Annotated in this window: 11 protein-coding genes and 1 pseudogene; 6 read left to right on the top strand and 6 right to left on the bottom strand. The window is 60.6% G+C overall.

Annotated elements, in window-relative coordinates; translation table 11 throughout:
* Positions 1 to 25: 25 nt before the first annotated feature.
* From EG885_RS10665 to EG885_RS10650, 4 genes are all read right to left on the bottom strand, one after another.
* The gene (locus EG885_RS10665) at positions 26 to 2191 is read right to left on the bottom strand and encodes an RNA degradosome polyphosphate kinase (RefSeq protein ID WP_131574465.1); all 2166 of its coding nucleotides are present in this window, start codon (positions 2189 to 2191) and stop codon (positions 26 to 28) included.
* Positions 2192 to 2219: 28 nt separating this feature from the next.
* The gene (locus tag EG885_RS10660) at positions 2220 to 2924 is read right to left on the bottom strand and encodes a P-loop NTPase family protein (RefSeq protein ID WP_242679608.1); all 705 of its coding nucleotides are present in this window, start codon (positions 2922 to 2924) and stop codon (positions 2220 to 2222) included.
* A gap of 12 nt (positions 2925 to 2936) precedes the next feature.
* Positions 2937 to 4148 (bottom strand): AI-2E family transporter, encoded by a 1212-nt coding sequence (locus tag EG885_RS10655; protein WP_131574464.1) that lies wholly within the window; start codon positions 4146 to 4148, stop codon positions 2937 to 2939.
* Positions 4149 to 4639: 491 nt separating this feature from the next.
* Complete coding sequence (locus EG885_RS10650) at positions 4640 to 5185, bottom strand: hypothetical protein (protein ID WP_131574463.1); 546 nt, start codon at positions 5183 to 5185, stop codon at positions 4640 to 4642.
* A gap of 409 nt (positions 5186 to 5594) precedes the next feature.
* On the opposite strand from EG885_RS10650, the gene EG885_RS10645 reads away from it, so the two are divergent.
* On the top strand, positions 5595 to 6794 hold the full coding sequence (locus EG885_RS10645) for a Hint domain-containing protein (RefSeq protein WP_131574462.1): 1200 nt from the start codon (positions 5595 to 5597) through the stop codon (positions 6792 to 6794).
* Between the two features lie 359 nt (positions 6795 to 7153).
* Here EG885_RS10645 and EG885_RS10640 read toward each other — a convergent pair whose 3' ends face one another.
* Positions 7154 to 8419, bottom strand: a complete 1266-nt coding sequence (locus EG885_RS10640) for an MFS transporter (protein ID WP_131574461.1) — start codon at positions 8417 to 8419, stop codon at positions 7154 to 7156.
* Between the two features lie 521 nt (positions 8420 to 8940).
* Between EG885_RS10640 and EG885_RS10635 the strand changes: the two genes are divergently transcribed.
* The 5 genes from EG885_RS10635 to EG885_RS10615 all read left to right on the top strand — a co-directional run bounded on the left by EG885_RS10635 (position 8941) and on the right by EG885_RS10615 (position 14692).
* A complete protein-coding gene (locus EG885_RS10635; protein WP_131574460.1) occupies positions 8941 to 9672 on the top strand; it encodes a carbonic anhydrase in 732 nt (243 codons plus the stop codon).
* A 1206-nt stretch (positions 9673 to 10878) separates the two neighbouring features.
* Positions 10879 to 12252 (top strand): tyrosine-type recombinase/integrase, encoded by a 1374-nt coding sequence (locus EG885_RS10630; protein WP_165571108.1) that lies wholly within the window; start codon positions 10879 to 10881, stop codon positions 12250 to 12252.
* Entirely contained in the window at positions 12252 to 12770 is a 519-nt protein-coding gene (locus EG885_RS10625; RefSeq protein ID WP_165571107.1) for a hypothetical protein, read from the top strand. Before EG885_RS10630 ends, EG885_RS10625 begins: the two co-directional genes overlap by 1 nt.
* Before the next feature lie 103 nt (positions 12771 to 12873).
* Entirely contained in the window at positions 12874 to 13200 is a 327-nt protein-coding gene (locus EG885_RS10620) for a helix-turn-helix transcriptional regulator (protein WP_131574457.1), read from the top strand.
* Positions 13201 to 13309: 109 nt separating this feature from the next.
* Positions 13310 to 14692, top strand: coding sequence for a hypothetical protein (locus EG885_RS10615; protein ID WP_131574456.1), 1383 nt, complete (start codon positions 13310 to 13312; stop codon positions 14690 to 14692).
* A gap of 377 nt (positions 14693 to 15069) precedes the next feature.
* Here EG885_RS10615 and EG885_RS10610 read toward each other — a convergent pair.
* Positions 15070 to 15184, bottom strand: a pseudogene (locus tag EG885_RS10610) (IS5/IS1182 family transposase); the annotation flags it as partial.

The raw sequence follows: 15184 nt of genomic DNA, 5'->3' as shown, positions 1-15184 counted from the left end.
TGATGGCCCCCTTGGGGACCAATCGTCAATCCGCCGAATGGGTCAGCGCCGGCACATCGCGCGCGCCCGCCGTCCCCCGCCCCGACAAAGAGGGATTTTCCATGAAAAAGCGATGGCAATTAAACAGATCGTCCCGTCCTTCGGGAAGATAACGCAAAAAGCGCCCGTCCGGCTGCAACAGCCAGCTTTGCGCCTCGTCGGCCATATTCGCGGCCATGACCTGATTGACGATCTGCGCCTTGACCGTGTCATTGACGCATTCGACCAGCGTTTCGACGCGCCGGTTCAGGTTGCGGTCCATCCAGTCTGCGGAACTGATGAACACCCGCGCCTTGGCCGAGGGCAGGCCGTGGCCCGATCCGAAACAGACGATCCGGCTGTGTTCCAGATAGCGTCCGACGATCGACTTGACGCGAATATTTTCCGACAAGCCCTTGATGCCGGGTCGGATTCCGCAGATGCCCCGAATGATCAGGCTGATGCGGACGCCTGCGGCGCTGGCCGCATACAAGGCCTCGATCACGTCCTTTTCGATCAGCGAATTCATCTTGGCCCAGATCGCGCCGGGACGGCCCTGCCGGGCATATTCCGCCTCTCGTCCGATCAGATCCAGCAACCGCGCCTTGAGATCGATGGGAGAGATCGACAGGTTTTCCAGACCCGCAGGCTGCACATAACCCGAGAGATAGTTGAACACCTTGGTCGCATCGCGGCCAAGCGCCGGGTTGCAGGTGAACAGCGACAGGTCGGTATAGATGCGCGCGGTGATCGGGTGGTAATTGCCGGTGCCGTAATGGGTATAGGTGACCAGCCCCTCGCCCTCGCGGCGCACGATGGTGCTGATCTTGGCATGGGTCTTGTAGTTCACGAAGCCATAGACGACATGGGCGCCCGCCCGTTCCAGACGGCGCGACTGGCGGATATTGGCGGCCTCGTCAAAGCGGGCCTTCAGTTCGACCAGCGCGGTGACCGACTTGCCCGCCTCGGCGGCCTCGCACAGCGCGTCCACGATGGGGCTGTCGCGGCTGGTTCGGTAAAGCGTCTGCTTGATCGCCAGCACGTCGGGATCGCGCGCCGCCTGCGCCAGATAGCGCACGACCATGTCGAAGGTCTCATAGGGGTGATGCAGCAGCATGTCCTTTTGCCGGATGGCAGAGAACATGTCCCCGTCATGGTCCTGAATGCGTTCGGGCACACGCGGCACGAAGGCGGGCCATAACAGATCGCGGCGGCTGTCCAGAACCAGTTCGGCCAGATCGGCCATGCCCAGCAGACCCTCGACCTCGATCACCTCGTCGGGGCTGACCTCCAGCTCTTCCATGATCAGGCGGCGCAGGCGGTCGGGGGCGCCTGCGGTGATCTTCAGCCGGATGACGCTGCCGCGACGGCGGCGTTTCAGGGCGGTCTCGAATTCGCGGACCAGATCCTCGGCCTCTTCCTCGACCTCCAGATCGCTGTCGCGCAGCACCCGAAAGCTGCAATGACCGACATCGCGATAGCCCGGGAACAGGCTGGACAGATGCATCAGCAGCAGATCCTCCAGCCGCAAAAAGCGCTGCGCGCCGGGCAGAGGCACGAAACGCGGCAGCTGCGCCGGGATCGGCAGCAGCGCCTGCATCTGGCGCCCATCGGTTTCGCGCGCCAGTTCCAGCGCCAGCGAAAAGCCCAGATTGGGGATGAAGGGGAAGGGATGCGCCGGATCGATGGCCAAGGGCGACAGGACCGGAAAGACCCGGTTCTGAAAATAATCGTTCAGAAATTCCTCTTCCGCGCGGGTCAGGCGCTGGCGGGACAGAATGACGATGCCCGCCTGTTCCATGTCGCGGCGCAGCGCGTTCCACACCCCTTGCTGCGCACCCATCAGGCGGCGCGCATCGGCATTGATCAGCGACAGCTGTTCGGCAGGCGTCAGCCCGTCATCCGAAGGGGTCGTGCTGCCCTCGCGCAGCAATTCGCGCAGGCCCGCCACGCGGACGCTGTAGAATTCGTCCAAGTTCGTCGCGCTGATCGACACGAAACGCAGCCGCTCCAACAGCGGCACGCGGGGGTTGCGCGCCTCGTCCAAGACCCGCCAGTTGAAGGACAACCAGCTGAGTTCGCGATTGAAGAACCGGGCCGGGCCTTCGGGCGTGCCGCCGGGCAGATCCTTGGGTTCGGGAAAGGGCGTGCGCAGGAAATCGGCCTGGGTCATGGGCATCCGGGGTCAGGGAACGCGCAAATCATGCGTCAGCCTCGGTCAGCTTGTCCAGCAGGTCGGCGGCGATGCGGCGGGTGACGGGGCCTTGGGCGGCCATCGCGGCATGGTCCATCGCGGCGACCAGACGCCGCGCCAGACCCAGATCGCGATCCATATGCAGCACCAGCCAGTCGATCAGCCCCGCAGGCACGGCCAGCTGACGATCCGAGAACAGCTTGACCAGCACGGCGGCCAGCAGCGCCTCGTCCGGGGAGCCAAGGCGGACCTGCGGCATCGCATCCATCCGCGAGCGCAGATCGGGCAGCACCAGCCCCCAATCGCGCGGCGGCGTCCGGGCGGTCAGCAGCAACAGGCATTCGCGCGGCCCGCACAGGTTCCACAGGTGGAACAGCGCCTGTTCGGACCCCGCCGCAAAGCCCGCGTGATCGGCATCCTCGACCACCACCGCACCGCCCTCGGCGGCCAGCAGATCGGCGCCGTCGGGGCGCAGCGCGCTGGCCGAGATGCGGCGTGCGCCGTTCTCGGCCGCCCAGAAGGCCGCCAGATGCGTTTTGCCCGACCCTTCCGGCCCGATCAGCAGCATGCGCCCCTGCGGCCAGTCCTGCGGACGTTCCAGCGCCTGCAGGGCGGCGTGATTGGCGGGCGCAGGCAGGAAATCGGCCCGCGCATGGGCGGGCGGCGTGGTCAGATCCAGCGTCAGCTGCCGGGACAGGGGAAAGCGGGTCACGCGCGCGCCCCCTTATTTATCCGCATCGCGACGCGACAGGTCTTCCTGCATCGCGGTGATCTGCTGCTGGCTGCGCGCCCGGTCGGCGGCCAGCCGGGCGGCCCGCAGACGATCCGCGACGGTGCCGGTGGGCACCATCTCGACCAGAATGGGCTGGGACGGCTCGTCCGGTGCCAACTGCCCGGTGAATAGCGAGCTTTCGCGGTATCGCGCGATCAGAAACCGCGCCAGCACCCCAAGCGCTGCCGCCATCGGCACGGCCAGAACCAGCCCGACAAAGCCGAACAGCGCGCCAAAGACCGACAGCGCCAGCAACAGCCAGACCGGATGCAGGCCGACATGGCCGCCGACGATCTTGGGCTGCAGATAATTCCCCTCGACGATCTGGCCGATGGCAAAAATCGCCATGACCGCGCCGATCCAGACCGGATCGCCCCAAAAGCTGAACAGTGCCACGCCGACGGCCGTGGCTCCGCCGATCAGCACGCCGACATAGGGGATAAAGGACAGCACTGCCGCCATGATGCCGATGAAAAAGCCAAAGGGCAGACCCACCAGCATCAGACCAAAGGCATACCACGTCCCCAGAATCGCGATCACCACCGCCTGCCCGCGAAGAAATCCCGACAGGGCGTCGTCGATCTCGGATGCCAGCTGGCGGATCGTGGGCGCATGTTCGCGCGGCAGATAGCGGTCGACCGCCTCGACCATGTGGTCCCAGTCCAGCAGCAGATAGAACGCCACCACCGGCACGATGACCAACAGCGCGATGCTGCCAAGCGCCCCGGTCACCGACCCCAGCACCGTCGAGGCCAGCGAACCTGCCTGTTCGCCGATAGCGGCCTGCAGGTCGGTCAGCGTCTGCTGCAACCCGGCGCCCTGCGGGATCAGGTCGGGAAAGCGCGCATCCAGAAAGCCGCGCGCCTGTTCCAGCATTTCCGGTGCGGTCTGGATCAGCGCAGTCGCCTGACGCAGCAGGATCGGCACGACCAGCAGCATCACGGTCACAAAGGCCAGAATCACCGCTGCGGTGATCCCCACCACCGCCAGCGTCCGCGACAGGCCCGCCCGTTCCAGCCGGTCGGCCACCGGGTCCAGCAGATAGGCGATGCCCGCGCCCAGAATGAACGGCAGCACCGCCTGCCCCAGCAGCCACAGCGTCAGCGCCAGCACAAAGGCCGCGATGCCCCACCACATGATCTGCTTGCGAACGGGAATGCGCATGGCGGAAAGCCCTTGTTGGTTGCTGCCGCTTATGTGGCCCACCGCCCGCCGCGTTGCAAGTTCGCGTTCGGCGCCATGGCCCGCGTGACGCGCTTTGGCGGGCGTCCGTGGCCCCACTGCCTCGGCCTTTGGCCTTGGCCCCTGTCGCATCGCCCGAACAGGCTGATCTGGCGGGAAACATGGGGCACATGAAGAATGCGCCGGGACCGGCACCGGTCATGTGAAAAAGCCCGCCTAAATCGGACGGCGGGCGCAACCCTCATCAGGGGCCGGGGAACGAAGCGGCACCCGATATCATCAAACAGGACCAAGGCGTTGCCCTGAAAACAGCCCTGCCCCGCGCTTCATGGATGTCAAGAGCTTGGGTTTTGGCCTCTGAACCAGTACCGGGCGGCCGGATTTCCTGGCAACTTCGACCGGCAACCCCCTTTGGACGGCCTGTGACACGCGCCCCTTGCAGGGCGCGTGTGATCTTCACAGTGCTTCAACCTTCACTGTGCTTCAATCTTCTCGATCGCGGCAAGGCAGGCCTCCTCGTCGCCCGCAGCCAGCGCGGTCCGAGCCTCCTCGACAAGACCGTCGCGATCGCCCTCCGGGGTGGCGGCTTCGGCCCGCTCGGAAGCGGTCGGCTCGCCTTCTTGCTGCGCCTGGACGTCCTGTCCCGACATGGCCACCTCGGTTCCCGGCTCTGCGTCCGTCTGTTCAAGCGGCGCTAACGAGCCGTCCTTGGCGATGTCGCCGTCCGCAGCGGCTGCCGCTGAACCATTTGTGCTTTCAGCAGTGCCCTCTGCAGATGCTTCACCGGCAGCAGCTGCGGTCGCCGCCGGGTCTGCGTCCGGTGTCTCCAGCGGGGCCAGTGATCCGTCCTTTGCGATGCCTTCGGTCGTCCCCGCCTCGGGCGCGGCGGTGGTGCTGGCCTCGGTTGCCATTCCGGCATCCCCGGTCAGGCGTGCCAGATCTTCGGCGCAGTCAGCCTGCGCGATCCCGGCAAAGGCGAAGACGGCGCAACCCGTCAGCCATGTGATTGAACGTTTCATTGTCATCTCCCATGATTCTCTGTCTCCTCCTCCGAAGACCTCATGGAAGGCTGACGCCCGGCGCAATGTTCCTGTGAACGGGTCTTGATCTTTGCTAAGGCAGGCCCATCAGATACAGACCAACCAGAACATTGGTCGATCAGCGAGGGTCTTGGACAAGCGCAAGCGTGCCGGTGGCCGCTGCAGCGCGAACGGCGTCATCCCGTCCATCCCAGTCCGCCAGCATGCCTGATGTCCCGCCTTTTGAGCAAGCCAGCGCATGCCGATGCAACAACCCTAAATTGATCCTTGCTCTTCAATTACCCTCGCTGATAACGCTTAACGGTCAGTTCAGTTTAAAAACTGTCGACGCACGCCCTGAAACCACCGCCCGGCGGTCTGCATCCGCAATGGATGCGTCAGCCGGGACATGAACCTGCTGCTCGGCCCCGATTATCGGGAAAGCCACCCTGTCCCGGTAACACCGGTGCCTGGTGATGATTTTTCACCTCATGGAGTGTGCGATATGGCGCTAGTCCTAGACCCACAGGTCGCCTTCACTACGGTTTCTGTTGACGTCGCGTTGGGCGTCGGGCCCAGGCCGCTTTCGGTCTCGGACCTTGGTCCCGTGCAAACATCCGGACCAATTCCCGCCCTTCCCGTCTCCACTCAGACCCGGTCCTATTCGATCCGGAACACTGCCGGTGACGACGGCCAGATCAGGGTTGATGAAAGACTCAGGGTTGGCGAAACCTTTGTCAGGGTCAACACCGTTACGTACACCGCCACCGGTGAAGTCGATGGCAATCCGACAGAACTCGGCCCTTTCACGGTGGTTGGAAGCGGGACTGTCACCGGCACGCTTGGCACCCCGCGCAACGTGATTCTGGCCACCGACGTCAACGATCAGCGATATTTCTTTTACCCTGACAATATCCCGCCCGTTCTGGGCGATGAAACGGTCACCTATGACATCAAGGCCGTCGGTTATGACTTTCAGGCTGTGCCCCCCGCTCCGATCTGTTTCAGTCGTGGAACGCTGATCAGCACGGCCTTGGGCCTGCGCGCCATCGAACAGCTTCAGCCAGGCGATCTGATTGACACAAAGGACCACGGATTGCAGGCAATCCGATGGATCGGCTCTCGTGCGATATCCGCGGCCGAAATCGAACAGCGCGATAATCTGCGTCCGATCAGGATCAGGGCGGGCGCACTCGGCAGCTGCACGCCCTCGACCGATCTGGTCGTCTCGCCCCAGCACCGCGTGCTGGTCAGGTCGAAGATCGCCTTGAAGATGTTTGATGCCATGGAGGTTCTCGTTGCCGCCAAGCAGCTTCTTCGCCTTGAAGGCATCGATTACTGCGACAAGGCAGAGGGGGTGGAGTATTTTCACATCCTGTTCGACAAGCACGAGATCGTTTTCGCAAATGGTGCAGAGACGGAGTCGCTGTTTACCGGACCCGAGGCCATCAAGTCGGTCGGTCCTGCGGCTCTGGAAGAAATCTACGAGATCTTCCCAGAATTGCGGGACAGGGACTATTCACCGGAAAGCGCTCGTCTTCTGACATCCGGAAAGATGGCCCGCAAGCTGGCCTCGCGGCATGCCCAGCACGGACGACATCTGGTCTAAGGTTCTTATGATCAAGCCTCGGTCCTGATCACAGCTGGACCGTGGCGGCCAAGGCGATCGCGGAGCGGGGAGTCTCCGCCCCCCCCCCCTGCCGTCGGGCGTGGCGACAGGGGGGCCGGGCTTTCAGGCCCACCATGATCCGGGCGACGACGCCGGGATCACCGGACCCGTTCCAGCGACTGTGGAGGGTTCTGGCCGGTCCAAACTCCGTGGGCGCATCGCACCCCTGCAGAACATTGCGATTGGTCAAGATGATCCGGCCGAATACTCTCGGATCGCCAAGACGCGGGCCGCCATGGCGCTTGCAGAAGAAGAATCAAAGGCGCGCCATCTGCGCTTTGGTCAGCCAGAATGAACAATCACACGGACGGACCGTCGTCCCGTTCCATGACAGCCTGTTCGGCGGCCCAAATCCCGGCAGCTTCGACTGCCACAGGCGAGGTGGTCGGCAAGATACCCAGATAGCTGTCGGTCTGATCGGCAGGCAGGGTCGTGGTCTGCGTCATGCGGTACAGCGCATAGACGGCGATCGCGGCAAAAGTCGCCCCCAGAACCAGCCAGAAGGCGAACGGCCCAAAGCCTTGCATGGCCCAGCCTGTCACCATCGGCCCTGCAATCGCGCCCAGTCCAAAGGTAAAGACCAGCCCGCCTGAGGCTGCGGCCATCTCCTCGGACGGCAAAGAGTCATTGGTATAGGCCAGAAACAGCGCATAAAGCGGCGTGGTGACGCCTCCGGCAAAGAAGGCTGCCGCCAGCATCGGCCCCAGGGCACCTGCGGTGAACCAGCCCGCCGCGCAGCAGGCCGTTCCCAGAACGGCCGCGCTGAAGATCAGTCTGCGTCTGTCCATCCGGTCCGACAGCCAACCGATGGGATATTGCAGGACCAGCGCACCCGCGAACAACAAGGCGACGAACAGCGCGATCTGGCTGGCGGTCATGCCTATTTTCGTGCCGAAGACTGCGGCCATGCCGGATTGGGTCGCATAGACGCTGCCCAGCAGGAATATCCCCACAGTGCCAAGCGGCGAGGCTTTGAACAGCGCGCGCAGCGACATGGGCCTCGCGACATCGGTTGCGGGGGCCGGTGTCACAGACAGAAGGATCGGCGCGAACGAGACGGACACCAGAATCGAGGCGCCGATGAACAGCACCGACGTTCCCGCATCCCCCAGGGTCAGCAGCCCCTGCGCCCCGATGATGCCAAGCGTCTGCGCGATCATATAGGCCGACAGAACCTTTCCCCGCGTCTGGTTGGTCGAGGCTGCGTTCAGCCAGCTTTCGGCGGCGACATAGACGCCCGACATGCAAAACCCGACCAGCAGGCGCAACAGGGTCCAGGCCCAGGGCTCGGTCAGCAGCGGGAAGGCGATCAGCGCTGCCGACATCAGGCTGCCAAGCGCCGCGAAGACGCGCACATGGCCGACGCGACGGATCATGACAGGCGTGACGCGCGCACCCGACAAGAAGCCCATGAAATAGCCCGAGGTGACAATGGACAGCTCGACCGCAGAAAACCCCTCGATGCCGCCCCGCAGGCCGATCAGGGTGAAATGCATGCCGTTTCCCAGCATGATCAGCACGATCCCCAGAAGCAGCGTCCAGACACTCGACAAGACCGCGATCATCAGACTGCCCTTTCAGCTGCGCGTTTCGCGCGATCTGATCACGAAACGGCCTGCCACAGCGGTCTTGTTGCGTCATGGGCAGAATGGTTTGCGACAGTGCGTCTGCGCAGGCGTCCCGCCCCTGGGGCTTTGCAGGCTCTGCGGCACCCCCACGCGCGCCGTCACAAGGCCCCGCTTTGCACCCTGCCCCGCCTTCGTCGCAAGACCATCCGATGTCATGCGCCGGACAAGGCCGCGGGACAGAGATCAGCAGGGCGTCAAGAAACAGGGCGGCCATCTTCCAAGGATATGGTGACGCAGGATGGCGCCGCGGTGCCGAAATCGCCTGACCCTTGACGTTTTCCCCTTTGCGACCCACATGCAGCCTGCGGACCGGGCCCCTCTGATCAAGGCTTGCCTTTTTCATGTCGGACCGCATCGAGCTTGCTCGGTGCTGTTTGGGGTTCTGTTCCAACTCTCCGTTCAGGCTCGGTTTTGCAAATGCGGCGGCGCGCTTCTGCCGTCCAACGGAGATACGAAAGATGACAAAATTATCCCGACGTTTGTTCATGGGTGCAACCGCAACCTCGGCCGTGGCACTTCTTCCGTTGAAGACAACCGCTCAGACAACTTCAAGCAGACTGCCCGCCGCGCCGGTCAAGGACGGAAAATCCGCGCTCAGCCCTGACGAGGCCCTTCAATTGCTGAAGGATGGCAACGCCGCCTTCCTGCGCGACGAGATCACGCTGCCCGACCGAAGCGAGGCCCGCCGGCTGGAGCTTGCACAAGGCCAGGCGCCGTTCTGTGCCTATGTTTCATGTTCTGACAGCCGCGTGCCGCCCGAGTTGCTTTTTGGCAGAGGGCTGGGAGAGCTGTTCATCGTTCGGAACGCGGGCAATACGGTGGACACCGTTGCGATGGGCTCCATCGAATACGCCGTCGCCGAGCTGGGCGTTCCGCTTGTCGTCATCATGGGTCACGAAAGCTGCGGTGCCGTCAAGGCGGCGCTGGCCGTTGTGAAAGACAACGCCCGTTTTCCAGGGCAGATCGACAATATGATCGAGCCTATCATTCCGGCAGTGCTGGAAGCCCGCGGACAAGAGGGGGATGAGCTTGAGAATGCCGTGAAACAGAATATCCGGCGCACGGTCCGGACCCTGCGAGAGGAAAGCGACCCGCTTCTTCTGGGACCGCTGAAAAACGGCACCATAAGGGTTGTCGGCGCATATTATCATCTGCAGACGGGTGAGGTGGAATTCTTTGACGAAGGGTAATCGTCCCGATGCCCTGTCATAAATAAATCAGGGCCCGCAGTTCGAACCTCCACTCCGACTGCGGGCTTTTCTCTTGTGTCCTGTGCTGCTTGTCAGCTGGCATCGTTCCGAAGGCCCTCCCCTGAACGACAAACGTCGGGCATTCTGCGCCAAGCCGGGCAAAAGGGCTGGGATAAGGGGTTGGTCGGGTGGACCAATCCCCCAAGCGGGCGCGGATAGGTCTGCCTTTTGCATCGGTGACGGGGCGCAATCTGGTGCCCCGTTCCTGGCCGAAACCGCCCACCGATGGCTTTCATTGTCCCTAGAACCCTTTTGTTCGATCGATCTGGCAACCGCGCCCCCCTTTCTTTCACGCAGGCTGATAGCCGCGCAGTGCGCCTCCGGTCCCTGACATCGATCATGATCCTCGACACGCGGGCGGCCATAGGCTTTGGGAGAGGAGAAGCGACGGCACGCCGTCTGCGCTTCGGTCAGACAGAACAAATTTGCTCATCGGTCAGTTCACCGTGAGGGGCCTGAATCACGCCAAAGGCATGAAGGCGATAGCCCCGTTGGCCCTGCTGCTGGGGCTGCCCACCGGCATCTCACGGCAAGATCCGTGCCGCGTGGGCGGGCAGCACGTTTCGCGGAAAGCGGGCGTCGGGCGCATCGCCCAAAAGCGGACGAAACCTCGGTCGCTGCCGATCCTGTCCGATCCGGCGGTGGAGCTGGCGAACATGCCGACCGACCGCCTGCTGTTCATCACCCAAAACGCCCACCCCATCGGATACAAGCCCGAGACATCGGGGAACTGGTTCCGCGACCGCTGCGCCGAGGCAAAGATGCCCGGATCGCTGCATTGGCTGCGGAAGGCCGGGGCCAATGGTTGCGACATTGCGGCGTATTGGGCCATGCCGATACGACACAAGTTACGGTCTATACAAGAAAGGCGGACCGTTCGACCTTGGCCGATAGCGGGTTCGCCAAGATGCAAACCATATCTAGATCCATCGTCGCGTTCGACCAAGGGATCATGGGACTTTAATGATTTTCAGGGAGAAGTGGCAGCCCGTAGGGCTTCCATTGATAGGTCTGCTACCGTCTGTGGCCGTCCAAAATAGCCATGATTTGCATAGACTTAAGCTGACAGCCTGTCTGCTACCGCCTTGCCACGCCTGCCTAGTTCTGTCAAGTATTGTGGGTAGAGCGTGGGTAGGGAATTGCATCATGGGCCGGATTTATCGCCTGACTTCGAAAGAAATTGACGCACAGAAAACGCGGGCGCGGCTATCAGATGGCGGCGGGCTGTTCATGCAGGTAACTGATTGGAAGGGCACCGTCTCACGGTCTTGGGAATATCGGTTCACCTTGCATGGCAAGACCCGCAGCATGGGCCTAGGGCCGTTCGCCAAGGCCCGCGCGAAGGATGATGCCGACAAGCCGCCCATGATCGGCCTGACACTCAAGGACGCCCGCTTAAGAGCCGGGGAACTTCGCCAGCTTGTTGAAGCGGGCCGTGACCCAATAGCAGAGCGTAAAGCGGCCAAGGTTGCGCCCGACGCACCAACGGTTGTCACCTTCGCCGACGCTTTGGATGAATACATGAAAAGCCCGTACATCCAAAAGACGCTTTCAAGCGACAAGCACCGCAAGCAGTGGCGCGCCAGCCTTGATCTTCACGTTATTCCGAAGATGGGCACAAAGGATGTTGCCACGATCACGATTGACGACGTGAAGGGCGTTTTAAAGCCAATTTGGGCAACAAAGACCGATACCGCCCGCCGCGTTCGGCAACGTGTGGAAAGCGTGTTTGCATGGGCGATTGACGAAGGTTGCCGCGAAACCGACAACCCGGCTTCGGTGAAGGTTCTGCAAATCTGGATCAAGAACCAAAAGCGGGCCGAAGCGAAAAACCATCCCGCTATACAGCAAGCCGACTTGCCCACATGGTTTGCCGAACTGCGGTCACGGGAAGGTACGGCGGGGCAGGCACTGGCCTATGCGGTGTTGTGCGCCAGCCGTTCCGGCGAAGTGCGCGGGATGGTTTTCGGTGAGGTCGATTTCGCGGCGAAAGTTTGGACGATCCCCGCAGCCCGAATGAAGATGAAAAAGCCGCATTCGGTGCCCCTATCCGACGCCGCAATTGCCGTCTTGAAGGCGCTTCCGAACTTCGAAGCCGACCATAGGAACCCGAAGGCGCTCGTCTTCCCGGCCCCCCGTGGCGGCGAAATGTCTGACATGACTATTTCCGCCGTTATGAAGCGGATGCACGAAGCAAAGGCGAAGAAGGGCGGCAGGGGATGGGTTGACCCGAATGTTTTGACGACGCCAGACGACCCTGCCGAAGAACCGCAGCCGCGCCCCGCCGTGCCGCACGGGCTTCGCAGCACCTTCAAAGACTGGGCGACAAAGCGCGGGTTTGACAACATTCAATCCGAACTGGCCTTGGCGCATAATGTGGGTAACGAAGTCGAACAACGGTATCGCAGAACTGATCTGGTTGAAGAACGGCGGGCCATGATGGAACAGTTTGCCGCGTTCTGCCTTGGCGAAGAAGCCGAAGCATCGAAGGTTGTTCCCCTGCGCGCAGGGGTAGCATGATGGTAAACCTACCCTTCAACCCACATGCAGGCGATGTTCGGATTGCTTCGGTCGCCGCGTTCGTGGGCTGCAAAGTGCCCGAAGTGGAAGCCGCTTTCGGCAAGATGTTCGCCTTTGCTCTATGGGCCGCAGAACGTTCCGAAAGCGGCGATGCGCGGAAAGAGGCGAAAGCCCTTCGCGATGCAGCGGCCAAGTTCAAAGCCGCCTTTCCGCATCTGACCGAAATTCACGACGATATGTTGCGCGAAGCGGCAGTTGCCGAGCACTTCACTGACCCGAAGGCGTATCCGGGAACGAAGGGTCGAAAGGAGCGGGCACGGATCATAGCCGACGGCATAGCGCGGCTGTTTGCCAACACCGGGCGCAACATTGGTATCGGCAAAAGTCCCTACTCCGGCGACCCTTCCACCCCGTTCGGGCGGGCAGTGCAACACGCGCTTGCCACCTTTGAAATCGAAGCAAACTGGTATCAACCCGCCCATTCGGCGGCAAAACGTGCCCGCTGCAATACCAACTAGAGCCGTGAACTTCGTTTGAGTTGCGCCTTATACGGCGCTTTTGAAGGGCGATAGCTTCCCTCTCATACCCGGCAGACACGCCCGGACCTGTGAGGATAGCACCATGAACCACTTGCTGAACACGACGGCTGCAACGACTGCCGCTGACTACGGTAGCCCCGACCGGGCTTTCACGCCTGCGGCCCTTGTGCCGAACGCCTTGCTTCGCACCCCCGACGTTTGCGCGGTAACTGGCATGGCCCGCCCGACGCTATATGAGGCAATGGCGAAAGGCTTGTTCCCGCGCCCAATCAAGCTTGGCGAAAAGTCGTCGGCATGGGGCGCAGCCGAAGTTAATAAATGGTGCGCGTATCGTCTTGCTGGAAAGACCGAAGGCGAACTTCGCATTTTGGTCGTTGAACTGACCGAAGCCCGCAAGCTTTGCGCATAATGGCAGCCGTGCGGGCTGCATAAAATTATCCCTAAATCATTAAATATAATAGGCAATATCTCGTTGCCTAATTGTTTACCCACACGCTACCCACAATAGGCCCAAACTCATGCCGATAGATGATCGCCACCCGCTAGAAGACCTACCAAAAAATAGCGTCGTTTATGCTATTGCGCTGTTTATCCATGCTCAAGCCCCGCGCCAGAACTGGTTAATGGCTGTCGTTGCTGCGCTGGCGCTATGGGCCGGGATTGTAGGCAGGAACATAAATGTGTCGGGTAGCGGCCTGAACCTTTATCTGCTGATGATTGCCGGAACGGGGCGCGGCAAAGAAGGTATGGCTAGCGGCATCGCGCGACTGATCGAAGCCATAGCGAAAAGCGTCCCGATTGCCCGCGATCTACTGACAGGCCGTTACGCATCGTCGCAAGCACTGTTGCAACAGTTGAAAGGAAATCCCGCGACGATTTCGATGCAGGGTGAAGGTGAGTATTTGCTTCGGGGCCTGACAAGCCCGAAAGCATCGCAAAACGATAAAGAGCTGTTGCGCAGCCTTCTGGACCTTTACCACAAGTCGGGCTTTGGTCAGACTTTTACCGGGTATCGGAAAGCCGATTTAGCAGGAAGCGTTGCCCACATTCATTCCCCCAACTTTACACTTTTGACCGAAGGAACCTTCGGGCTTGTTGATGCCCTACTTGACGGAGACAGCATTCGAAAAGGGCTCGGTCCGCGATGCAGTGTCGTAATCAGCAAGGCCGAACGCCCCGAAATGAATGACACATGCTCAAGCGCGACGCCCGATGCCGCTTTGGTCGAGCATCTAGCCGGTGTTCTGTCGTGGGTCATGTCTATGTCGTCACCGCTGCAAGTCTTAAATACTTCATTCGAAATAGAAGCTGCTGCTTTACATAAAGATTTTGATCGCGAAACGACTTGGCTTATCAATAACTCTGCTAACATTATAGAATCTGAACTTTGGAATCGAAGCCACCTGAAAGCAATGAAGCTTGCCGCGCTAGTGGCATCCGGTGTCAATCACTACAGTCCCACGATCACCGCCGACCAAATGAACTGGGCTATTAACGCGGAACGCTACAGCACAAATCAACTTCTGCGTGAAATCTCAAGCGGTGAGGTTGGCGAAGTGACCGAAGACGTTAGATTGTCGCGTGTAATAAAAGCCTGCACCGAATATGTGACCGAACGCGATGCAACTAAATTTCCACATGGTTATCGCGTTGACCATGACTTACATCAAAAAATGATTATCACGTTTGCCTATTTAAATAATAAGTTGGGAAACACAAAGCCATTCCGAAGGGATGGACACAAGCAGCCGTCCCAGATCATTCGCGACTGCCTCAAGCTTTTGGTTGACAAAGGCGACCTTGAATACCTGCCAAAAGGACGAATGAATGGAACGCATGATGCGCGCGTTGAGGGTTGGATGATAGCCAATCTGCGCAGCTTCGGCCTGCAAGGTGCGTAAGGCGCACAAGATCCCATTAACTTTCTGATTTTTAATAATAAAAATTGTAAGGAGCGTAAGGGGAGAAGTGGCGAATAAGGCTCAACTCAAGGTGAAAATGAGGACTCAAACCTAATACCTTACATAACTTACTACTTACAAACATCAATTTAACACATAGAAACAGTCTCTTAGCGCGTAAGTCGGAAACCGTAAACTCGCCTTAACCGTCTTACACCCCGACCCGCTAGATTGTGGGCATAAAATAGGAAAGTAAAAAATGACCGCTAAAATATATACCGAATTCGCCGATGACCTGATCAAACTTTACGATGAATCTGGCGACTTTGATTTGTGGCTGTCGTTCAAACTGATTCAGCGAAGTTTAGGGTCAGGATTCATAACCAATAGATGACGGTTGCTGCGAGGGCGATGGCCGAGAGGAAGATCTTCGGACATCTGTCATATCGCGTTGCCACGCGCCTCCAATCCTTGAGCCTGCCGAACATGATC

It is taken from the genome of Paracoccus nototheniae (assembly GCF_004335005.1).
GTDB classification, from domain to species: Bacteria; Pseudomonadota; Alphaproteobacteria; order Rhodobacterales; family Rhodobacteraceae; genus Paracoccus; species Paracoccus nototheniae.
The sequence above is the reverse complement of the archived record's forward strand: the minus strand, read 5'-3'. Positions and strand labels throughout refer to the sequence as shown.